Origin of the sequence: Amycolatopsis plumensis (genome assembly GCF_042652605.1) — a bacterium.
Taxonomy (GTDB): Bacteria; Actinomycetota; Actinomycetes; order Mycobacteriales; family Pseudonocardiaceae; genus Amycolatopsis; species Amycolatopsis plumensis.
Genome location: NZ_JBHSJY010000001.1, coordinates 6,030,036 through 6,051,013 on the forward strand (window position 1 = coordinate 6,030,036; position 20,978 = coordinate 6,051,013).

The 20,978-nt window shown below is 71.2% G+C and carries 21 protein-coding genes; 10 read left to right on the top strand and 11 right to left on the bottom strand.

What is annotated here, in order from left to right:
- Nucleotides 1-28: 28 nt before the first annotated feature.
- On the bottom strand, nt 29-805 hold the full coding sequence (locus tag ACFPLC_RS29480; RefSeq protein ID WP_378190810.1) for an exodeoxyribonuclease III: 777 nt from the start codon (nt 803-805) through the stop codon (nt 29-31).
- Between the two features lie 64 nt (nt 806-869).
- Nucleotides 870-1,592, bottom strand: a complete 723-nt coding sequence (locus ACFPLC_RS29485; protein ID WP_191314252.1) for a S1 family peptidase — start codon at nt 1,590-1,592, stop codon at nt 870-872.
- 227 nt (nt 1,593-1,819) lie between these two features.
- Here ACFPLC_RS29485 and uvrC point away from each other — a divergent pair, with 227 nt between their 5' ends.
- The 4 genes from uvrC to whiA are packed head-to-tail and all read left to right on the top strand — an operon-like array spanning nt 1,820 to nt 6,655.
- Nucleotides 1,820-3,775 carry an excinuclease ABC subunit UvrC gene (gene uvrC, locus ACFPLC_RS29490; protein WP_378190808.1) on the top strand — a complete coding sequence of 652 codons (1,956 nt, stop codon included), beginning with the start codon at nt 1,820-1,822 and terminating at the stop codon, nt 3,773-3,775.
- Nucleotides 3,776-3,817: 42 nt separating this feature from the next.
- Nucleotides 3,818-4,675 carry an RNase adapter RapZ gene (gene rapZ, locus ACFPLC_RS29495; RefSeq protein WP_014466867.1) on the top strand — a complete coding sequence of 286 codons (858 nt, stop codon included), beginning with the start codon at nt 3,818-3,820 and terminating at the stop codon, nt 4,673-4,675.
- 1 nt (nt 4,676) lies between these two features.
- Complete coding sequence (locus ACFPLC_RS29500; protein ID WP_378190922.1) at nt 4,677-5,663, top strand: gluconeogenesis factor YvcK family protein; 987 nt, start codon at nt 4,677-4,679, stop codon at nt 5,661-5,663.
- Nucleotides 5,663-6,655 carry a DNA-binding protein WhiA gene (gene whiA / locus ACFPLC_RS29505; RefSeq protein ID WP_043788299.1) on the top strand — a complete coding sequence of 331 codons (993 nt, stop codon included), beginning with the start codon at nt 5,663-5,665 and terminating at the stop codon, nt 6,653-6,655. Before ACFPLC_RS29500 ends, whiA begins: the two co-directional genes overlap by 1 nt.
- A gap of 4 nt (nt 6,656-6,659) precedes the next feature.
- Here whiA and ACFPLC_RS29510 read toward each other — a convergent pair whose 3' ends face one another.
- Together ACFPLC_RS29510 and ACFPLC_RS29515 are read right to left on the bottom strand one after the other, a co-directional pair.
- Complete coding sequence (locus ACFPLC_RS29510; RefSeq protein WP_378190805.1) at nt 6,660-7,181, bottom strand: hypothetical protein; 522 nt, start codon at nt 7,179-7,181, stop codon at nt 6,660-6,662.
- Nucleotides 7,178-8,032 (bottom strand): hypothetical protein, encoded by an 855-nt coding sequence (locus ACFPLC_RS29515; protein ID WP_378190803.1) that lies wholly within the window; start codon nt 8,030-8,032, stop codon nt 7,178-7,180. Before ACFPLC_RS29515 ends, ACFPLC_RS29510 begins: the two co-directional genes overlap by 4 nt.
- 163 nt (nt 8,033-8,195) lie before the next feature.
- On the opposite strand from ACFPLC_RS29515, the gene ACFPLC_RS29520 reads away from it, so the two are divergent.
- Entirely contained in the window at nt 8,196-9,155 is a 960-nt protein-coding gene (locus tag ACFPLC_RS29520) for a glucosyl-3-phosphoglycerate synthase (protein ID WP_191314249.1), read from the top strand.
- Here ACFPLC_RS29520 and ACFPLC_RS29525 read toward each other — a convergent pair.
- Both ACFPLC_RS29525 and ACFPLC_RS29530 read right to left on the bottom strand, forming a co-directional pair.
- Entirely contained in the window at nt 9,105-10,001 is an 897-nt protein-coding gene (locus tag ACFPLC_RS29525; protein WP_378190801.1) for a phosphotransferase family protein, read from the bottom strand. The genes ACFPLC_RS29520 and ACFPLC_RS29525 overlap by 51 nt on opposite strands.
- Nucleotides 9,998-10,477, bottom strand: a complete 480-nt coding sequence (locus ACFPLC_RS29530; protein ID WP_378190799.1) for a glycine-rich domain-containing protein — start codon at nt 10,475-10,477, stop codon at nt 9,998-10,000. Before ACFPLC_RS29530 ends, ACFPLC_RS29525 begins: the two co-directional genes overlap by 4 nt.
- 95 nt (nt 10,478-10,572) lie before the next feature.
- Here ACFPLC_RS29530 and ACFPLC_RS29535 point away from each other — a divergent pair, with 95 nt between their 5' ends.
- Nucleotides 10,573-11,334, top strand: coding sequence for a GntR family transcriptional regulator (locus ACFPLC_RS29535; protein ID WP_378190796.1), 762 nt, complete (start codon nt 10,573-10,575; stop codon nt 11,332-11,334).
- On the opposite strand, the gene ACFPLC_RS29540 is transcribed toward ACFPLC_RS29535, so the two are convergent.
- Nucleotides 11,313-12,185: a sterol desaturase family protein gene (locus tag ACFPLC_RS29540; RefSeq protein ID WP_378190793.1), complete on the bottom strand. Its 873-nt coding sequence runs from the start codon at nt 12,183-12,185 to the stop codon at nt 11,313-11,315. The two genes, ACFPLC_RS29535 and ACFPLC_RS29540, sit on opposite strands and share 22 nt — an antisense overlap.
- Before the next feature lie 70 nt (nt 12,186-12,255).
- Here ACFPLC_RS29540 and ACFPLC_RS29545 point away from each other — a divergent pair, with 70 nt between their 5' ends.
- Entirely contained in the window at nt 12,256-12,864 is a 609-nt protein-coding gene (locus ACFPLC_RS29545; protein WP_378190790.1) for a TetR/AcrR family transcriptional regulator, read from the top strand.
- Nucleotides 12,865-12,927: 63 nt separating this feature from the next.
- On the opposite strand, the gene ACFPLC_RS29550 is transcribed toward ACFPLC_RS29545, so the two are convergent.
- On the bottom strand, nt 12,928-13,875 hold the full coding sequence (locus tag ACFPLC_RS29550) for a hypothetical protein (RefSeq protein ID WP_378190788.1): 948 nt from the start codon (nt 13,873-13,875) through the stop codon (nt 12,928-12,930).
- 213 nt (nt 13,876-14,088) lie between these two features.
- Here ACFPLC_RS29550 and ACFPLC_RS29555 point away from each other — a divergent pair, with 213 nt between their 5' ends.
- Complete coding sequence (locus ACFPLC_RS29555; protein WP_043788295.1) at nt 14,089-14,457, top strand: hypothetical protein; 369 nt, start codon at nt 14,089-14,091, stop codon at nt 14,455-14,457.
- Nucleotides 14,458-14,506: 49 nt separating this feature from the next.
- Here ACFPLC_RS29555 and ACFPLC_RS29560 read toward each other — a convergent pair whose 3' ends face one another.
- The 3 genes from ACFPLC_RS29560 to ACFPLC_RS29570 all read right to left on the bottom strand — a co-directional run bounded on the left by ACFPLC_RS29560 (nt 14,507) and on the right by ACFPLC_RS29570 (nt 18,569).
- Nucleotides 14,507-17,071 carry a PQQ-dependent sugar dehydrogenase gene (locus ACFPLC_RS29560; RefSeq protein ID WP_378190787.1) on the bottom strand — a complete coding sequence of 855 codons (2,565 nt, stop codon included), beginning with the start codon at nt 17,069-17,071 and terminating at the stop codon, nt 14,507-14,509.
- A gap of 188 nt (nt 17,072-17,259) precedes the next feature.
- Entirely contained in the window at nt 17,260-18,093 is an 834-nt protein-coding gene (locus ACFPLC_RS29565) for a coproporphyrinogen III oxidase (RefSeq protein ID WP_378235965.1), read from the bottom strand.
- A 38-nt stretch (nt 18,094-18,131) separates the two neighbouring features.
- The gene (locus tag ACFPLC_RS29570; protein WP_378190785.1) at nt 18,132-18,569 is read right to left on the bottom strand and encodes a PPOX class F420-dependent oxidoreductase; all 438 of its coding nucleotides are present in this window, start codon (nt 18,567-18,569) and stop codon (nt 18,132-18,134) included.
- Nucleotides 18,570-18,687: 118 nt separating this feature from the next.
- Here ACFPLC_RS29570 and ACFPLC_RS29575 point away from each other — a divergent pair, with 118 nt between their 5' ends.
- Nucleotides 18,688-20,169, top strand: coding sequence for a hypothetical protein (locus ACFPLC_RS29575; protein ID WP_378190784.1), 1,482 nt, complete (start codon nt 18,688-18,690; stop codon nt 20,167-20,169).
- Nucleotides 20,169-20,969: a hypothetical protein gene (locus ACFPLC_RS29580; RefSeq protein WP_191314241.1), complete on the top strand. Its 801-nt coding sequence runs from the start codon at nt 20,169-20,171 to the stop codon at nt 20,967-20,969. Before ACFPLC_RS29575 ends, ACFPLC_RS29580 begins: the two co-directional genes overlap by 1 nt.
- Nucleotides 20,970-20,978 lie beyond the last annotated feature (9 nt).

The window sequence follows — 20,978 nt, forward strand, 5'->3', positions numbered from 1 at the left end:
CCCTCCTTGCCACTCACGACCGGGCGGGTCAGAGGTTCAGGTCGACCACGATGGGGGCGTGGTCCGACGGGCCCTTTCCCTTCCGCATGTTCCGGTCCACATAGGAATCCGTGACCGCGGACGTGAAAGGCTCGTTGCCGTACACCAGGTCGATCCGCATGCCCTTGTTGTTCGGGAAGTTCCCCGCCCGGTAGTCCCAGTACGTGAACGGGTGGTCGTACTTCAGCGGCCGCGGGAAGACGTCCGACAGGCCGAGGTCCCGCAGCCGGGCCAGGGCGTCGCGCTCCGGCTTCGTCACGTGCGTCGACTCCGCGAACAACGCGATGTCCCAGACGTCCGCGTCCGTCGGAGCCACGTTGAAGTCGCCCAGTACCGCGAACGGGCCGCCGGAAACCTCCGAAGCCACCAAGGACCGCAAGGCGTCCAGCCACTCCAGCTTGTACGCGTAGTGCGGGCTGTCCGGCTCCCGCCCGTTGGGCACGTACACCGACCACACCCGCACGCCCCCGCAGGTGGCGCCCACCGCGCGGGCCTCCGCGGCGCCGTCGAACTGCGGCTCGCCCGGCAGGCCGCGCACCACGTCGGCCAGCCCCACCCGCGAGACGATCCCGACGCCGTTCCAGCGCCCCAGCCCGTAGGCCGCCACCTCGTAGCCCAGCGCCTCGACCTCGGCCAGCGGGAACTTCTCCGTCGTGGTCTTCAGCTCCTGCAGGCACAGCACGTCCGGCGCCGTCTCCTCCAGGAAGCCCAGCAGGCGGGGCAGGCGGGGGACGATGGAGTTCACGTTCCAGGTGGCGATCCGCATGTCCGCGAGCATCCCACACACGACCGACAAAACCGGGGCGGCGCCGGAGCGCCGCCCCGGTGACTCACACGCCCGCGGTCGTCCGGATCCAGGACCGGCTCGCCGCCACGCTCGCGTAGTTGTTCGTCCCGCGCGTGTTCGACCCGCTCTGGTTCTGGACCGTCGACGCGACGCCGACCTGCACGCCGTTCGCGACCTCGGGGCCGCCCGAGTCGCCCTTCCACGCCGAGCCGTTGATGCCGACGCTCTGGATCGCGCGGCCGCCGTAGGCGTCCGTGGAGCGGCCGGTCACCTGGACGTTCGCCGTCTTCAGCGACGTCGCCGGCGGGCCGGTCGGGGTGGTGCGGCCCCAGCCGTAGATCTGGTTGGTGCTGCCGGTGGCCGGGTCCGAGCTGCCCAGTGAGATCGGCGCGGCGCTCGTCGCGGAGGCCAGGTGCAGCAGCGCGATGTCGCCGTTCGGGGACTCGTACTCGTTGTCGACGGCGATCTTCGTGCCCGAGAGCAGCGTGTTGCTGCCGACCCGGACGAACATCCCCGAGCCGTCGGAGTCGAGGCAGTGCACCGCGGTCAGCACCCAGCGGGCGGCGATGACCGTGCCCGAGCAGTTGAAGCCCTGGTAGTCGCGGCCGGGCGTGTTGACGTACACCTGGGCGCCCCAGGAGACCGTCGGCGCGGTGGTGCCGCCGACGATGTTCGGCTGGACACCCGCGGAGGCGACCGCGCCACCGGCGAGGGTGAGCGCGACGGCGGCCGCGGAAGCGGCGCCGAGGAGGCGGAGAGAGGTCACGGCGGTGATCCTTTCGACAGGGGGGACCGGATCGCCGTCGGAAAGTAACCACCGCGTCACAGGTGCGGACACCGACGAAGGTCGGAAGCGGACGAACACCCTACTTCCGGCGGTGCCAGGCCTCGTGAGTGTTTAGGGCGGTTCTAACCGCCCTAAACACTCACGAGGGGGCAGGCCAGAGCCGGGGGTGTGCGAGAACTGTCGGTGGTGCCAAATACGCTGGGGGGGTGGCTGACCCGACCACCTACCGTCCCTCGCCGGGGAGCATCCCGGATGCCCCTGGCGTGTACAAGTTCCGCGACGCGACCAAGCGGGTCATCTACGTCGGCAAGGCCAAAAGCCTCCGCAGCAGGCTGAACTCCTACTTCGCCGACCTCTCCGGCCTGCACCCGCGCACCCGCCAGATGGTCACGACGGCCGCGAGCGTCGAATGGACCGTCGTCACCACCGAGGTCGAGGCGCTCCAGCTCGAGTACAACTGGATCAAGGAGTTCGACCCGCGGTTCAACGTCCGCTACCGCGACGACAAGAGCTACCCGGTGCTCGCGGTGACGCTGAACGAGGAGTTCCCCCGCCTGCACGTCTACCGCGGCGCGCGCAAGAAGGGCGTCCGGTACTTCGGCCCGTACGCGCACGCGTGGGCCATCCGCGAGACGCTCGACCTGCTGCTGCGTGTCTTCCCGGCGCGCACCTGCTCGGCCGGGGTGTTCCGCCGCCACGGCCAGATCGGCCGTCCCTGCCTGCTCGGCTACATCGACAAGTGCTCGGCGCCGTGCGTGGGCCGCGTCTCGGCCGACGAGCACCGCGACATCGTCGAGGACTTCTGCGACTTCCTGGCCGGCAAGACCGACGTCATGATCAAGCGCCTCGAAGCGGAGATGGCCGCCGCGTCCGAAGAGCTCGAGTTCGAGCGCGCGGCCCGGTTGCGCGACGACCTCGGCGCGCTGCGCCGCGCCATGGAGAAGCAGGCCGTGGTGCTCGGCGACGGCACGGACGCCGACGTCGTGGCCTTCGCGCACGACGAGCTGGAGGCCGCGGTCCAGGTCTTCCACGTGCGCGGCGGCCGGGTCCGCGGCCAGCGCGGCTGGGTCATCGACAAGGCCGAGGAGATGGACGTCCCGGCGCTGGTCGACCACTTCCTCACCCAGTTCTACGGCGACGAGGCCGAGCTCGACGCCCGCGACGACGTCGACGCCGGCCCGGTCGTCCCGCGCGAGGTCCTGGTCCCGGAGCTGCCGGCGGACGCCGAGGCGGTCGCGGAGTGGCTCACCGGGCTGCGCGGCTCGCGCGTGCAGCTGCGGGTGCCGCAGCGCGGCGACAAGAAGGCGCTGGCCGAGACCGTGCAGCGCAACGCGGGGGAGGCGTTCACCCAGCACAAACTGCGCCGCGCCGGCGACCTCACCGCCCGCTCGGCGGCGCTCACCGAGCTGCAGGAGTTCCTCGGCCTCGACACCGCGCCGCTGCGCATCGAGTGCATCGACATCAGCCACATCCAGGGCAGCGACGTCGTGGCGTCGCTCGTCGTCTTCGAGGACGGGCTCGCGCGCAAGTCCGAGTACCGGCGCTTCGCGCTGCGGGAGGCGGCCACGGAGGGTGACGTCGCCTCGATCGCCGAAGTGGTGCGCCGGCGGTTCTACCGCTACCTGAAGGAAAGCGCGGAGGAGTCGAGCACCCCCGGCCTCGACCCGGAGACCGGGCGGCCGAAGAAGTTCGCCTACCCGCCGAACCTCCTGGTCGTCGACGGTGCCGGCCCGCAGGCCACGGCGGCCGCGGACGTGCTGGCCGAGCTCGGCATCACCGACATCTCCGTGGTCGGGCTGGCCAAGCGGCTCGAAGAGGTCTGGCTGCCCGCCGACCCCGATCCGGTGATCCTGCCCCGGACGTCGGAGGGGTTGTACCTGCTGCAGCGGCTGCGTGACGAGGCCCACCGCTTCGCCATCGCCTACCACCGCGAGAAGCGGTCCAAGCGGCTGGTGACGTCCGAATTGGACAGTGTGCCCGGGCTGGGGCAGGCTCGCCGCACCGCGCTGATCAAGCACTTCGGCTCGGTGAAGAAGCTCAAGCAGGCCAGGGTCGAAGAGATCGAGGCGGTGCCCGGCTTCGGCAGGCGCACCGCGGAGGCCGTGGTCGCCGCGCTGGCCGGGGAGTCCGGCGCGAGCAACGGCACAGGAGCAGGGGAGTAGGGAAACACAGTGAGTGCGCAAGAGGAGATCCGCGGCTCCGGCATGGAGGTCGCGGTCGTGTCCGGGTTGTCGGGGGCGGGCCGCAGCACCGCGGCCAAGTGCCTGGAGGACCTGGGCTGGTTCGTCGTCGACAACCTGCCCCCGGAGCTGATCGCCACCATGGTCGAGCTGGGCGCGCAGGCGCGCGGCGCGATCACCAAGGTGGCGGTGGTGATGGACGTGCGCTCGCGCGCGTTCACCGACGACCTCGCCTCGGTGATCAAGGACCTCGACGCCCGGGGCTACAAGCCGCGGGTGCTGTTCCTGGAGGCGACCGACGCGGTGCTGGTGCGGCGCTTCGAGGCCGTCCGCCGGGGCCACCCGATGCAGGGCGACGGCCGGCTCGCCGACGGCATCACCGCCGAGCGGACGCTGCTGGAGCCGCTGCGCGAAGAGGCCGACCTGGTGCTCGACACGTCGTCGCTGTCGGTGCACGACCTGCGTGCCAAGATCGAGGACGCGTTCGGTTCGGAGGCGAGCACGCAGACCCGCGTCACCGTGCTGTCCTTCGGCTACAAGTACGGCCTGCCGATGGACGCCGACCTGGTGATGGACGTCCGGTTCCTGCCCAACCCGTTCTGGATCCCGGAGCTGCGCGAGCACACCGGCCTCGACGGCGAGGTCCGCAACTACGTCCTCTCGCAGGAAGGCGCCGAGGAGTTCCTCGACCGCTACCACCAGCTGCTGCGGCTGATCGGCGCCGGCTACAAGCGCGAGGGCAAGCGGTACCTGACGCTGGCCGTCGGCTGCACCGGCGGCAAGCACCGCAGCGTGGCGCTGTCGGTGGAGCTCGCCGAGCGTCTGTCCAAAGAGGACGGTATGGCCGTGAAGGTGGTGCACCGCGACCTTGGTCGTGAATAACGTGCGCGCGGTCGCCCTCGGGGGCGGCCACGGGCTGCACGCCACGTTGTCCGCGGTGCGGCGGGTGACCCCCGACGTCACCGCGGTCGTCACCGTGGCCGACGACGGCGGATCGTCCGGCCGGCTGCGGCGTGAACTCGGGCTGCTGCCGCCGGGCGACCTCCGGCAGGCCTTCGCGGCCTTCGCGGCGGAAGACGGCGGCACGTTGTGGGCCGAGGTCTTCCAGCACCGCTTCGGCGGCGACGGCGCACTGGCCGGGCACGCGGTGGGGAACCTGCTGCTGGCCGGGCTGTTCGAGGTCCTCGGCGACCCGGTCGCCGCGCTCGACGAGGCCTGCCGGCTGATGGGCGTCTCGGGCCGGGTGCTGCCGATGTCGCCGGAACCGCTGGAGATCGAAGGCGAGGTCAGCGGGCTCGACAGCGAAGACCCGGCGGCGCTGCGCACGATCCGCGGTCAGGTCGCGGTGGCCTCGACCCCGGGCCAGGTCCGGCGGGTCAACCTGCGCGCGCCGGGGGTGGCCGGGCGGCCGCCGCAGGCGTGCACGGAGGCCGTCGACGCCGTGCTCGCCGCCGACGTCGTGTTCCTCGGGCCGGGCTCGTGGTTCACCAGCGTGCTGCCGCACCTGCTCGTGCCGGGGCTGCGCGACGCGCTCGTGCACACGGCCGCGACGAAGGTGCTCGTGCTCAACCTTGTCCCCCAGCCGGGGGAAACCGCGGGATTCTCCCCGGAGCGCCACCTCGACGTACTCTTCGAGCACGCGCCCGATCTGCGGGTCGACGCGGTGATCGCGGACCGCGATTCCGTGCCCGACCCGGCGAATCTCCGCCGCGCGGCGGAACGGCTGGGCGGCCGGGCACACCTGGGGGCGGTGGCCGACCCCGAAGTGCCGGGACGGCATGATCCTGATGCGCTCGCGTTGTGCATGCGGGAGGCTCTCGGTCTCGGCGGGGAGCACGGGGGAGGAGCGAAAGGCAGGGAGGGGCAGTAATGGCGATGACCGCCGCGGTGAAGGACGAGCTGAGCCGGCTGGAGATCACGAAGATCGGGCCGCGCCGGGCGGAGGTCGCGTCGCTGCTTCGCTTCGCCGGCGGGCTGCACATCGTGGCCGGCCGGGTGGTCGTGGAGGCGGAGCTGGACACGGGCTCGGTCGCGCGACGGCTGCGCAAGGAGATCCACGAGCTGTACGGCCACCATTCGGACGTCCACGTCATCACCGCCAGCGGCGGCCTGCGCAAGGGCACCCGCTACGTCGTGCGCGTGGTGAAGGACGGCGAGGGCCTGGCCCGCCAGACCGGGCTGATCGACCAGCGCGGCCGCCCGGTGCGCGGGCTGCCCGCGGCCGTGGTGTCCGGCGGGGTGGCCGACGCGGAAGCGGCGTGGCGGGGCGCGTTCCTCGCCCACGGGTCGCTGACCGAACCGGGCCGCTCGTCGTCGCTCGAGGTGACGTGCCCGGGCCCGGAGGCGGCGCTGGCCCTGGTGGGCGCGGCGCGCCGGATGGGCATCCAGGCGAAGTCCCGCGAAGTCCGGGGCGCCGACCGCGTGGTGGTCCGCGACGGCGACGCGATCGGCGCGCTGCTGACCCGCCTGGGCGCGCACGCGAGCGTCCTGCAGTGGGAAGAGCGGCGGATGCGCCGCGAGGTCCGCGCCACGGCGAACCGACTGGCCAACTTCGACGACGCGAACCTGAGGCGCTCGGCCCGTGCGGCGGTGGCGGCGGCGGCCCGCGTGGAGCGCGCGCTGGAGATCCTCGGCGACACGGCCCCGGACCACCTCCTGGCGGCGGGCCGGCTGCGGCTGTCCAACCGGCAGGCGTCCCTGGAGGAGCTGGGCCAGCTGTCGGACCCGCAGATGACGAAGGACGCGGTGGCGGGCCGGATCCGGCGGCTGCTGGCGATGGCGGACAAGCGGGCCAAGGACCTGAACATCCCGGACACCGAGTCGGCGGTCACCCCGGAGATGCTCGAAGAGGAAGACGCCTGAGGACTCAGCGGTCGCTGTCGGGCCCGTGGTTCGGGCATTCGGCCTCGTGCTTCGCCCGCCAGACCGCGTGCATCGACTCCTGCTGCCGCTGGAACTTGGCGTCGCGACGCGCCTGCCAGGGCGAAGGGGCCAGTCGGCGGGTGACCAGCAGCTGGTCCGGCGAGTAGTCGTCGCCGCTGTCGGCGACTTCGAGCCCGGCCGCGGTGAGGATCTTCCGCATCGCCTCGGCCATCGCCTCGCCGATCGCGACCGCGAGTTTGCCGAACGCCGCGCACTCGACACCTTCCTGGAGGGGGTCCTCGGCCATGGCTTCCTGGCTCGCGTCCCAGAAGAGGGTGTGCTCCTGCCAGTCGACCGTCACACCGCGCAGCTCCGGCACGTCGGCGTGCACGACGGCGCCGACCGAGCCGATCGGGTCGTTGCCGGACAGGACCGGCAAGCCGGCCGCCATCAGCTCCGCCTGGACGGTGGTGGCCAGCACGTCCAGGCGGAACCGCCGGTCCTGATCGTCGTTCGCGGCTGTCATGTGCTCCCCTTGGAGGTGAGACGCCCGACGAGGTCCCGCAGCCACGGTTCGGCGATCGCGGGCTCGCGGCTCATCGTGCGGGCGAGCCGCTCGCGCACGTCCCGGGTGCGACCGGCTTCGACGATCGCGACCGCTTCGGCCAGCGCCCGGCGGGTCCCGTGGTCCCGGGCCGGCTCGCGGACCTCTTCGGCGGCCCAGAGGTACCGGCCGAACGACGACGTCAGCTTGTGCTGGTGGTCGGCGAGGTAGCTGAACAGCGCGGACTCGACCGAGACGTTCCGGATCGGGACGGCGCGCGCCCAGTCGGCGTGCTGCTGCCACCGGTGGGTGTTCGGGCTGGTGTGCGTGCGCCGCGTCAGGCCGACGATCCGGATCCGGCGCAGGATCGCCGGCCAGTCGGCCCGTTCGTCGGAGGCCCAGTCGCGGAGGATGCCCAGCAACTGCTTCATGGTCGTGCCCGTCGACACGACGTCGGCGAAGACGATCGGCCGGGAGCCGCGGGCGAGCGCGGTGGGGGCCAGTCCGTGCGCGGCGAGGTTGACCCGCAGCTGCGTCACCTCGGCCGGGTGAAGCCGCCCGTCGAAGAAGCTGTCCATCGAAGCGGTGGACAGCGGCAGCAGGTGCAGCCGCCCCGGGTCGGGCAGGGCGCCGCCGAGCAGGTCGAACACGGAGTCCGCGGACCGGCCGACGAAGTACAGCTCGCCGTCCTCGGACCGCGCGAGGACCTTCGCGGCGCAGTCGACGAGGTCGTCGAGGAACCACAGGTCCGGCTCGGGAATGCCGTCGAGCAGGGAACCGAGGTGGTCCGGGCGCACCAGGTCCCACCGGAACGGCCGGATCGCTTCGCGCATTTCGTGGTTCCCCCTCGGTCCGCCGTGAGCCTAGGCGCGTTGCCTGCGGCCGTCAGCCGGTTTAACGCGGGCCGCCATCTCGTAACACCCCGGTAGCACCGGGGAGCCGTCGCCGAAACGCGGCACCCGGAACCTCGGAAGCGAACGAGGGAAGGGGAAACGCATGCTGCAGGTTTCGCCGGAGATCGGCACCTGGCTCACCCGGCGCAGCAGCAAGGCCGGGGACTGGACCACCCGCGAGCTCGTCGCGGCCAAACGCGGCACCACCGTCTCGGTCGTCATCCCGGCCCGGAACGAGGAAGCCACGGTCGGCGCGATCGTCACGGCGATCCGCGACGAGCTGCAGGGCGTGCTCGTCGACGAGATCCTCGTCGTCGACAGCCACTCCACCGACGCCACCGCCGAAGTCGCCGCGGCCGCGGGGGCGGACGTCGTCGCGCAGGACGCCGTCTTCCCCGGCCTCGCCGGCCTGGCCGGCAAGGGCGAGGCGCTCTGGAAGGGCGTGGCGGCCACGAGCGGCGACCTCGTCGTCTTCGTCGACGGCGACCTGTACGACTTCACCACGGACTACGTCACCGGGCTGCTCGGCCCGCTGCTCACCGACCCGACGGTCGCCTACGTCAAGGGCTTCTACCACCGCCCGCTGGGCACCGAGGCGGACGGCGGCGGCCGGGTCACCGAGCTCGTCGCCCGGCCGCTGCTCAACATGTTCTGGCCGGAGCTGGCCGGGTTCGTCCAGCCGCTGGCCGGGGAGTACGCGGGCCGCCGCGAAGTGTTGGAGAGCATCCCGTTCGTCGCGAACTACGGCGTCGAAATCGGGCACCTCATCGATTTGCTGGAGTTGCGCGGCCTCGACGCGCTAGCCCAGGTCGACCTCGGCCACCGCGCGCACCGCCACCAGAGCACCCAGGCACTGGGCCGGATGTCCGGCCAGATCATGCAGACGCTCTTCGACCGCCTGGAACGCCACGGCCGCCTGGTCACCGCGGCCCCGCCGGCCACGCTGCTCGCCCAGTTCCGGCGCGGGACGTCGCCGGGTGTCGAGCGAGAGATCGTGCTGACGGATCTGACTTCACCGCAGCGACCGCCGCTGAACAGCTTGGCGCTGCGGGACATCGCCTAGCTCAAGCCGCCAGCTCGCGTAGCCACGGGCCGTCCGGGCCAGGGATGCGGCGGCCGCCTTGCCGGTCCACAACCCCGCGACACAGGCGGCGAAGGCCGTCACGGATTCCGGGGGTGCCGAAGCCCAGCACGTGTGCGCACGCGCCCAGGCTTCGGCGTCCGCCGGACGGTGCCCGGCGGCGACGAGCCGGATGACGAGGAACGCCGGGTCGATCCACGGCGCGCCGGAAGCGGGCCAGCCCCAGTCGACGACGTGGGTGGTGCCGTCGGCGTCGAACAGGAACTGGTCGGCGTGCAGATCGGTGTGGAGGAGGCAGTCGCCGGCCAGCAGCTCCGGAGCTTTTTCTTCCCAGGTGGCGAGTCGGCGGACATCGAGAGCATCGGACAGATCCGGCCGGGTGGCGGCGAGGCGAGGCCACCAGGGAGTCTTCCATCGCTCGCCCAGCGACCGCAGGTGGGGCGCCGCGATCGCGCCGATCCGATTCACGGCGGCGGCGACGGCGGGAAGATCCGGCGACCCCGGTCCGAGAGCCGCGGGCCGCCCTTCGACGTGGGCGAAGCCGACGAGCAGCCACTCGCCGACGTCCTGGTGGAACAGCAGCTCCGGCGCGACCCCGCCGAGGAGCGGCGCGATCTCGACCTCGTTGCGCAGCCACCGCATCGCGGCCGACACACCCCGGACCCCCTTGAGGAAGACGGACGGCCGGCCGGGGCGCCGGAGGGTCAGCGCTACGCTCGCACTCTGCATCGCCGACGCCGGAACGGTTTCGCTGATCGGTCCGAGGTGGTCGTGGATCACGTCCCGGACCGCGGCGGGCAGCTCGGTCCAGTCGTACAGAGCCGTCACCTTCCGTTCGTGTCGGTGTTTTCGTTGCCGTCCTTGCCGGACGCGCGGCATCCGTCGTCCCCGCTGCTGCAGTTCGCCGCGCGGAGGGACCACAGATCAGGATCCACCGGGAAGCCTGCGGACGCGATCGCGGAGACGGCCCGGGTCAGCTCGGCGTACCGGTGTGCGATCGAGGTGTCCCGATCAGGCTCCGGCACGTGGTGGATGTAGCCGCCGGCCACCCGGTCGCAGAACTCGGCGTATTCCTTGGTGTGCAGGATGAAAGCGTGCCAGCCGAGGTCGACGAGTGGTGAGGGGGCCAGGCCCGAGCCTCGCTCGGTGGCGCACGCGCACAGGAAGGCGAGAGTCTGGTCGACGATCCGTTCGGCGAGTGCGTGGGGCAGGTCGTCGGTGTCGGCGATCCGGTCGGTCAGGCGGTCGAACAGCGCGCCCGGGATGAGGGATCGAGGGGAAACAGCTTCGGCGACGACGGTCATGGGGCCTCCCGTAACTGGTAAGGACGTCAATACCAGTACGGTCGCAGCAGAGTGCCAACTGGTCAAGACGAGTTACCCAGTGGGAGGATGGACGCATGGTGGATCGCCGAAGTGGAGTTCCTGCGTTCCGGCAGGTTGCCGCCGATCTGCGCAACAAGATCACGACCGGTCGGCTGTCGGCCGGCGAGCAGCTTCCCAGCGAGCGTGACCTTGTCGACCAGTACGGTGTTTCGAGGCCTACAGTTCGGGATGCGGTGAATGTCCTCCGATCCGAAGGTCTGGTGACCTCCGAGCATGGGCGAGGTGTATTCGTGCGTCCGCCTGCGAATGTCCAGCGTCTCGCGCGATCCCGGCTCTCGCGTTCGGCGCGGGAAGAAAATCGCGGCGCATTCCTCGCGGATGCCGCAGCGCACGGGTTCACGCCGTCGACATCGGTGAAGGTCTCCTTCGAGGCCGCAGATGACCGGGTCGCCGGCTATCTGGCGATTGAAACCGGCGCGGAAGTCACCGTGCGAGACCGGGTGCTGCGCGCCGACGGGCTCGTGGTCCAGCTCGCGGTGTCGCGGCTTCGCCGGGAGTTCACGCGCGGTACCGCGATCGAGCAGGTCGACACCGGGCCGGGCGGCACCTACGCGCGGCTGGAAGAGGCCGGGCACCGGCTGGCCTCGTTCACCGAGCACGTCGGTGCGCGGATGCCGACGCCTGATGAGGCTTCCCTCTTGCAGCTCGCCGAGGGCGTGCCGGTCGTGACCGTCACGCGGGTGGCGTACCGCGAGGACGGCGTGCCGGTGGAAACCAACGACATGGTCCTCGCGGCGGACCGCTATCAGCTGTCCTACGAGTGGGCGGCCGACTGAAGATCGGCGGGCTGCCAGCCGGGTGGACCGAACACGTACCCCGCGCGCTCGCGCCACGTCCGGGCCCCACGCAGGTCACGCAGGATCGAGCCGTACTCGTGGAAGCCGACCCGCAGCAGGTTGTACGTCCCGATGTTCGTCGTCAGCCCGTACGTCGGACGCTTGCCCTCGGGCACGAAGCTGCCGAACAGCCGATCCCAGATGATCAGGATTCCGCCGTAGTTGGCGTCCAGGTACTCCTCGTCGCTGCCGTGGTGGACGCGGTGGTGGGACGGGGTGTTGAAGACGTACTCGAACCAGCGGGGGAGCTTGCCGACCTTCTCGGTGTGCACGAAGAACTGGTAGACGAGGTCGATCGACAGCCCGGTCAGGATCATCCAGGGCGGGATGCCGCACAGCGCCAGCACCGACCAGAACGGCAGCTGGAAGTACGGGGTCCACTTCTGGCGCAGCGCCGTCGAGAAGTTGTAGTGCTCGCTGGAGTGGTGCACCTGGTGGCCGGCCCAGAGCAGCCGCACGCGGTGGCTCGCGCGGTGGTAGGCGTAGAACACGAGCTCCTGGCCGAGCAGCATGAGCACCCACGTCCACCAGTCGCGCGGGTCGAACCTGACCGGCGCCAGCTCGAACAGCGCCGCGAACACGACCAGCATCACCAGCCGGAACAGCGCGTTGACGCCGACGGCGACGGTGCCCATCAGCATGCTCGTGCGGGTGTCGGCGACGCTGTAGCCGACGACGTTGTCGTCGTGGCCGAGGACGTGCACGGCGACGATTTCGATCGTCACGAACAGCAGGAACACCGGTATCGCGAACAGCACGGGGTCGCGCAGGTGCGCCACGAACTCGGCCACGTCGCCTCCTCTGATCTGACCATACGGTAACTTACCCTTGGGTCACTTTACGCACGGTAGGCTCTGGCGTGTGACGGAGTCAAGGGCGGTGGGGACCAAGGGGATGCCCCGCGAAGAGCGCGAGGCCCAGCTCGTGGTGGCCGGCACCGAGGAGTTCGGCCGGGCGGGGTACGCGGGCGCGTCGATGGTCGAGATCGCGCGCCGGGTCGGGGTCACGAAGCCGTTGCTGTACCAGTACTTCGGCTCGAAGGACGGGCTGTACCTCGCGTGCCTGCACCGCGCGGGCGGCCGCCTCACCGACGGCGTGGCCACGACCATGGCGGCCGGCGGCGAGCCCGACCAGATGCCGCTGAAGGTCCTTTCGGCGATCTTCACGACGTTCGACCACGACCGCTACGCGTGGCGCCTCCTGCGCGACCCGACGGTGCCGTCGACGGGTGACATCGCCGCGGCGGCCGCCGACTACCGCCGCCGGCTCGACGTGTTCGCGGTGCTCGGCGCGACGCAGCTGCTGAGCTCCCGCGGCCTGGCCGACCCGACGGACATCGAGGCGGTCGCGCAGGTGTGGACCGGGGTGGTGGACTCGCTGATCAGCTGGTGGATCGACCGGCCCGACGAAGACGCGGACGCGATGACGGCCCGCTGCGCCCGGATCATGGGCGGCCTGTTCGGCTGGTGAGCGGTGGCCGGACGGCTTGGCGCGGGAGGCTCGGCGTGCCGGTCGTCACCGAAACCCGCCGGGTCAGCCGCTTCCAGCCAGCTCGGCCAACGCCGCCCGCACTTCCGCCGAGAACCGCTCCCGGTCGGCGCCGTAGGTGTACTCCGCCGCTGACAACGCCTCGCCCAAAGCCCTCGACAAGTCCTCGTGCGCCGCGGCGAAAATCGCCGGGAACGCCATGGCCTGCTGCAACGCGTTGTCGTGGCGTCCGTCCGGTGTGCGCACCAGTGTGTGCGGGACCTCCGGGTCCGACAACAGCCGGTCCCACGCCGCGGTCCAGTCGTCGAACGGTGGGGGCAGCGTGCTCCCTTCGTCCAGCGCGCGCAAACCGTCGGCGATCCAGCCGACGCCGTCCAGCCCGGCCCGCTCGAACGCCAGGCGTGCTACCCGGCGGGCGAGCGCACGCCGGACCTCCGGGCCGGCCGCCAGCGCCGCGGCCACCAGTTCGCGGTCGCGCTGGGCGAACGCCCGCAGCGGACCCGGTGGCAGGTCGAGCACCGGTGCGGGCGGCAGCACCCCCTCCCACTCCCGCAGCAGCTGCTCGTGCTCCGCCTTCGCCCGCGCCTGCTCCTCGGCCCGCCGGTCCGCCTCCCGCTGCGCGGCGTGCTCGGCTTCCGTCGGCGGCGGAGGCAGGTTCCGCGCGAAACCGTGCCAATAAGCCGCGATCGCGCTCGTTTCGCGGACGACGACGTCCGGCGCCGCCGGTGCGGGCCAGAACTGCAGCAGGTAACTGTCCAGCCGGGGCTCGCCGCCGAGGCGGGTGTCGCGCTCGCGGCCGCCCGGTGTCAGCTCGAGGTCCCACCAGTCCCCGCCACCCCACGTGACCAGCACCGTCCGGCCGAGAGCCCGAAACGATGCCTCGACGACGTCCTCGCCGCCGCCGTCCGGTGGCTCGGACGAGTGCACCTCGGCGGTGAAGCCGACCTCGCCGGTGTGCAGCCTGGTGATGAGAAAGAGGGTGCCGGGCACCATAGACGTAGATTTGTCCATAGTGGACGTGAACGTCGCCGTGGACCTCGCATGGCGGTCAACATGGCAGAGATCACCGACAGTTTCGGTTTGCCCTGTTTGTCCGCTTCTTTCGCCACGCAGAGTGCATCCGCCGAATTCGTTGCTCGAATGGCGTAGCGAAACCGCCCCGGTTCGCGATTAATCTGGGAAGCCGTCGCGTCGAGAGGTTGCCCCATGCCCGAACCAGCCGCATCCGTCCCGGCCGATCCTCGGCTGGCTGCGCGATTCACCGAGGATCTGCTCGATGGATGCCGGGTTCTCGCCAAGGATTACGGCTACCGGCCCGCCCAGTTCGAACGCATGGTGCGCGAGCACGGCGGGGTCGAAGCGGCCCGGCTGCTGCTGCGCGGGGCCGGCACCGCGGGCGGGTTCACCGTGCTCTGGGAGAAGAACCAGCTCGGCCGCAGCTCCGAGGCGGTCATGCTCCGCGAGGAGTACGCCGAGCTGTTCACCCCCGACGAGCTCCTGCTGGCCCGCCGCCGGCTGGAGGAACACGGCTTCGACGTCGACGCCCACCTGCGCCGGGTGGCGGAGTCGCAGTGAAGGGCGGCAGGGGTGACCGGCGCCGCTCCGGTCACCCCTGCCGCGGCTTTCAGGCGGCCGCGCTGGACTTGCCGCGCAGCACCACGTTCGCCGTCGACGCGCCCTTGATCGCCGTCTCGATCTGGGCCATCGTCGAGGACGACGTCAGGCCGGGGACCGTGGCGGTGTTCAGGGCGTAGAGGGTGAACGTGTACGGGTGGCTCGGACCGCCCGGGCAGGGGCCGAAGAACTTCTGCGCGTTCGCCCCGCTGCCCATCGCCTTCTGCTTGGCGCCACCCTGGTTCGGCACGGTGTACCCCGCCCCGAGCCCCTCCGGCAGCGAGCGGGTGGCCGCCGGGACGTCCCAGATCGCCCAGTGCAGCTTGTTGCCGCTGTTGGCGACGTCGGCGAACACGACCGCGTAGCCCTTCGCGCCCTCGGCGGCGCCCCACGCCAGCGGCGGCGACGGGTCCTGGCCCGCCGTGCCGTCCCCGGCGCAGGTGTACTTGTCCGGGATGGTCGTGTTGTCGGCGAAGGCGGAGCTGGTCAGCTTGAAGCCGCCGGGTGTGCTGCCGCCCGGGAACTTCAGCCGCACGATCACGTTGTCCAGCACCGACGGCGTGCCGCCGTTCTTGTCGTTGTTCGTCGAGGTCAGCCAGAGCCCGCCGTCCGGGGTCTTGGTGACCGAGCGCAGCCGGCCCCAGCGGCCGGAGAACAGCGTCGACACTGTGCCGACACCCGTGCCCGCCGCGTTGATCTGCGTGGCGAACAGCTGCTGCCCGGTGACACCGGCGATGTAGATCCAGTCGTTGACGATTTCCACGCCGCTCGGCCCGGCCTGCGAAGTGGACCACGTCTTCTTCGGCGCGATGTAGCCGCTGCAGCTGCCCTGCGTGCCTTCGCAGCTGGGCCAGCCGAAGTTGCCGCCCTTCTGGATCAGGTTGAGCTCGTCCTGGCTGCTCTCGCCGAACTCCGCCGCCCACAGCTGGCCGCGCGAGTCCCAGGCCAGGCCCTGCGGGTTGCGGTGGCCGTAGCTCCAGACGTACCGCGCGTTGCCGCCGGTGGCGTAGAACGGGTTGTCGGACGGCGCCGAGCCGTCCGGGTTGAGCCGCAGGATCTTCCCGTTGAGCGAGCTCTTGTTCTGCGCGTTGTCGCTGTTCTTGGCGTCGCCGACGGTGGCGTACAGCTTGCCGTCCGGGCCGAACTTGATCCGGCCGCCGTTGTGGTAGCGGTTCTTCGCGATCCCGGTCAGCACCGGCGTCGACGTCGACGACAGCGTGCTGCCGTCGTAGGTCATCTTCACGATCCGGTTGTCCCCGGAAGCGGTGTGGTACAGGTAGATCGCGTGGTCGCTCGACCAGTTCGGCGAGATCGCCAGGCCGAGCAGGCCGCCTTCGCCGTTGGTGCCGACCGCGCCGGGCACCTTGCCCAGCGTCGTCTTCTGGCCGGACGGCGTCACCAACAGGACCTCGAAGCGGTCCCGCTCGGTCACCAGGGCGTTGCCGTTCGGGAGGAAGTCCACCGACCAGCCGAGGTCGACCTTCGCGATGTCCCGGTCGTACTCGGGAATGCCCCCGGCGCCGCCCGGGGCGCTGGTCTTCGCCGTGACGGCGTTGCTGGCCGCCGAGGTGTTGCCGTCGGGGTCACGGGCCTTGACGGTGAACGTGTAGGAGGTGTTCGGGCTCAGGTCGGTGACCGTCGTGCTCAGTGACGTCGTGGTCGCCACCTTCGTGGCGCCCTGGTAGACGTCGTAGCCGGCGATGGTCCCGCCGTTGTCCGTGGAAGCGTTCCACGCGAGGGAGACGCTGTTCGCGGTGACACCCGTGGAACGCAAGTTGGCCGGCACGCTGGGCGGGGTGGTGTCGTTGCTGGGCGGCGTGGTGAAGGTGACCACGTTGCTCTGCTGCGACGGGTTGCCCGCGGCGTCGTACGCGCCGACCGAGATGTCGTAGGCCGTGTTCGGGGTCAGGTTGTCGACGGTCGCGCTCGTGGTGTTCCCGTCGACGGTCTTGAGGATGTTGCCGCCGCGGTTGATCTCGTAGCGGACGACGCCGACGTTGTCCGTCGCGGCGGTCCAGGTGAAGGTGGCCGCGGTGGGCAGGATGTTGCTGGCCTTGAGGTTCGACGGCGCCGACGGCGGTTCCGGGTCCACCGGCGCGGTGAAGGTGTCGGTGACCTTGTCGGCGTTCGGGCCGCCGTTGGCGGTGGTCGCGGTGGTGCGGACCTTGTTGACGCCGGCGGTGAGCTGGACGGTCGCGGTGACGGTTTTCCACGTCGTCCACGCGCCGGTGGCGGGGAAGTCGACGGTGCCCTTGTCGCCGCCGTCGACGGTCAGCTTCACCGGCCGGTTGTCGGCGGTTCCGTTGGCGTAGCGGAAGGTCAGCGTGTGCGTGCCCGCCTGGGCGGCGTTGACGGAGTATTCGACGTAGCTGCCGACGACGTTGTCGAAGTTGACGAAGCCGGTGCCGCTGTAGCCGGCGTGGTTCGATTCGACCGCGCCCTGCGAGATGGTGGCGTTCTCGGACTCGTATCCGGTGTCGGCCGCGAAAGCGTTTACCGGGCTGAGCGCGGTGAGGCCGAGCGCCGCGACCGCGGTACCGGCCAGTACCGCACGCCACGGTGGACGGGGTGCCACTGGGAGCCTCCTGCGTTGTCGGGGACAGGGGGTGACCGGGGCGGAAGGGTCGGCGGACCACCGGCGGTAATAGTTAGGAAAGTTTCCTATCTATGGGACAGATCACACACCCTCCGAGCGGGCTCTGTCAATACTCGACACGACGGGCTCACCCGGCGTGCCAACGGTTTCCCGCTCAGCGGGGCGCGTCAGCCCGCGGTCACCGGGGTCTCGGCGGCCCAGTCACGCGGGACCAGGAACGAGGCCAGTTCCGCCTCCGCGCTCCCCGGTTCGGGCGTGAACTCCGCCTCCCACCGCGCCAGCGGCGGCAGCGCCGTCAGGATCGCTTCGGCGTCGGCCTGCACCGCGGTCGCCGCGTCGTGGACGAGCGTGAACTCGACGTACCGGCCGCGGCGGTAGAGCTGCCACTGCCGCTCGCGTTCGCCGTGCGGCAGGTCCTTCCGCCGCCGCACGAGCGGGAAGTACGCGGGCGCGATCGCGGCGATGCCCGCCGCGGTGAACGCCGCCGACCGCCGCCAGCCGTCCGGGCCCGGCAGGCACAGGTGGTCGAAGAGGATGCCGCCGATGCCGCGGGCCTCGTCGCGGTGGGGCAGCCGGAACCGGTCGTCGCACGCGCGTTTCGCCTGCGCGTGGAACGCCGGGTCGAGCGTGTCGCAGTAGTTCTTCAGCACCCGGTGGAAGTGGGTCGCGTCCGAGGCGAAGCCGTAGCAGGGCAGGAGGTCGACGCTGCCGCCGAACCACCACGCGTCCGCGGTCTCGCGGTAGCGGAAGTGCGCCTGGAACGCCGGAACGTACGGGTTGCGCGGGTGCAGCACGACCGACAGGCCGGCCACGAAGAACTCGTCGGAAAAGGCCGCGCTGACCACGGCGCGCTCGAAGACGTCACCGTTCTCCAGCCGCCGCGTGCGGCCGGACCGGCCGAAGCGGCCGCCGCCGTCGAGGCGTTCCAGTTCGGCGACCAGCTCCCGCTGGCCCGCGCTGACGATCGCCTTGACGGCGTCGCGTCTGTCCCCTGAAGGCATACCCCCACCCCCGGGGGCAGATTACCAGCGAATCGGGGTCAGTCGGCGATGTCGGCCCGGGCGATCACCCTGGTGATCTTCGCCCGGACGAGGGATTCCTCGGGGACGGCGTTGCGCTTGCCGTACTCCTCGGCCTGGGCGGCGCCCATGTACCGGCCGCCCAGCCTGGTCGCCCAGTCGAGCAGTTCGTCGTGGTCGTGGGTCAGCCGGGCTTCGGCGGTGAACTGGACGTAGGAGTACGGCGGCTTCTGGTCGTCGACGGCGAGCGAGATGCGGCCGTCGCGGGCGATGGCCTTGCCCTTGAGGGTCTCGGTGCCGGTGGTGAAGATCAGCTCGTCGCCGTCGGGGCCCTCGTTCAGCAGGAACCAGATCGGGGTGACGATCGGGGAGCCGTCCTTCCTGACCAGGCCCAACATGCCCGTCCGCGTGCCTTCCGACGCGAACTGCCACCACTCGTCACGGCTCATCTCACGCATAGGAGGGACGTTATTACAAACACTGCGACGCGTCAGCGTCACCGTTGAGGGTGGTGGTGGGGGCATGGATGGAGTCACCTGAGCGTGCGCAGAGGGTGGCCGACTAGCCTGGCCTGCTGTGCGAGACGACGAGACCGGACTGACGGGCCTGGCCGACGAGGGGCTGACGCGCCGCCTCAAGGCGCTGGCCTGCACCGCGCCGCTGCACGACCTCGACGCGCGGAAGGCGAAGCTCGACTGGGCCGACGCCACGATCTACCAGATGGCCGAGATCGCGCTGCACACGATCGACCAGGTCACCATCGCCATGGACTTCGACACCGGCGCCGGCCACGACGAGGTCATCGACCGGCTGCTGCCGTTCATCGCCCAGCAGGCGCCGTCGCGGATGCCCGAAGAGCACGTCCGGGTGGCCAAGTGGGTCCTGGACAACCTGATCAACGTCGGCACGACCGACCGCGGCTTCCGGCGCGTCTACGGCTCGATCGGGCCCGGCGGCTACCAGCGGCGCCAGTTCGACTTCAAGCTGCTGGTCGAGCTGGCCGCCCGCGACGGCGAGGTCTACCTGCGCGCCACCGACGAGGCCATCAACGTCCTGGTCGGTGCCCTCGACACCGACGTCGAATCCGCGCAGATCGCGGCCGAGGTCAAGCTGGAGAACCTGATCAACCGCGGCCGCCTGGCCGACGCGAAGCTGGCTGCCGAGCAGGCCCGCTACCGGACCGTCCAGTACGGCGAGACGCTGCGCGCGAAGCTCGACGCGACCCGCCGCGACGTCCGCTCGGTCGACTGGGAACGCGAGGTCCCCGAGCTGCTCGACAGCGCGCTGAGCCACATCGAGGCCCGGTTCCGCGCCGAGAACGCCATCCTCAAGAACATCACCACCGCCCGCGACGAGACCGAGGACCTCGACAAGAAACGCCGCGCCGCCGAGCTCGTCGACATCGTCGGCGACTGCATCCGCCGGCACACGCGCCTGCAGTCCCGGCTGGCCGACGCGGGCGCGGTGTTCCGCGCCGAGCAGGACCGCCAGCAGTTCTCCGGCCCGCCCCAGCGCGCGACCCTGGACCTCTTCGGCCAGCTCCTCGTGCCGACGCTGGGCCTGCCGCTGGCCGACGCCGTCGCCCCCGCCGAACACTTCTTCCACGCCGCCGCCGGCATCACCGCGCCGGTGGTGCCGTCGCTGTCCTCCCTCGTCTCGCTGCTGCTGCGCCCGGCCCCCGAACGCGACCAGCTGGTCGGGGAGATCCCGGAACCCGAGCTGATGCCCGCCGAGGTCACCGACAAGTTCGGCGACGACGTCTGGCGCGCGGCCGACGAACTCCTCGACCTGCCCGACGTGCCGCGACGGCTGTCGGGCCTGCTCGAAGAAGCCCGCCGCAGCCGCCAGCCCGGGCTCGCCACCCTGGTCGCGCTGCGGGCGGTGCACGCCTACAGTCCCGGGGTCGGCGCGGCCCGCCGCCAGGGCGACCGGCAGGTCCTGCTGGCCGTCGACGACGGCACGCTCCTGGACGACCCGGAGTTCGGCGGCGCCGACCTGCTGCTGTCCACGGCCGCCGTCGAACGCGCCGGCGAAGAAGAAAACGAGGAGGTCGCCTGATGGCGCTGTCCCACAGCAGCGTGGACGCCGAGGCCGCGGCCCGGCTGGTCGCCTTCGGCATGCGGCCGAAGCAGCTGCCCGCGCGGGACGTCGTGTACGGCGACCTCGTGCGCCGCTACGGCGAGGACAACGCGTTCAAGGCCCTCACGCACGCCGTCGCCGCCGGGCTCGGCCTGATGGTCCTCGAAGTCAACCAGCAGGCCGGCGCGGTGCTGGCGGCCACCGACGAGTCCGTGTTCGAGATCAAGATGGACTCCTACGCGCGCCAGGCCAAGATCCGCGAGCGCCGCGAGACCGAGAAGGTCCTGCACGGCCTGATCCACCTCGCCACCGCCGCGCTCGGCTATCCGCGTCCCGACGACCTGGCCAACGACACCTACATCGGCCGCGTCAGCGTCGAGCAGGTCGACGCGATGGTCCGTGAAGCCGCGCGGATGCTGGACGAACGCGCCGCGCAGGCCGAAGCCAACAACGACCCCCTGGCCGACGCGCCCGAGCTCGAACAGGCCTGGCGCGCCTACACCCGCCGTCCCGCCGCGGCCGCCACCAAGGACGGCCGGCTGGCCGCCGACACCACCCGCGGCATGGTCAGCCGCGCCCTGCGGTTCCTCGCCGACCAGGGCTTCCTGGTCCCGGTGAGCGACGAGCAGGGCGGCACCTACCGGACCACGCCGCGCTACCAGATCCAGGTCCGCGAACTCGCCGCCGACGCCGCCTTCGACGACCTGCTCGCGCTCGACGTCGTGGCCGTCGCGGCCGCCGGGGGCACGCTGCGCGCGGCCGCCTCGGACACGCTCTAAGAGGGGAAC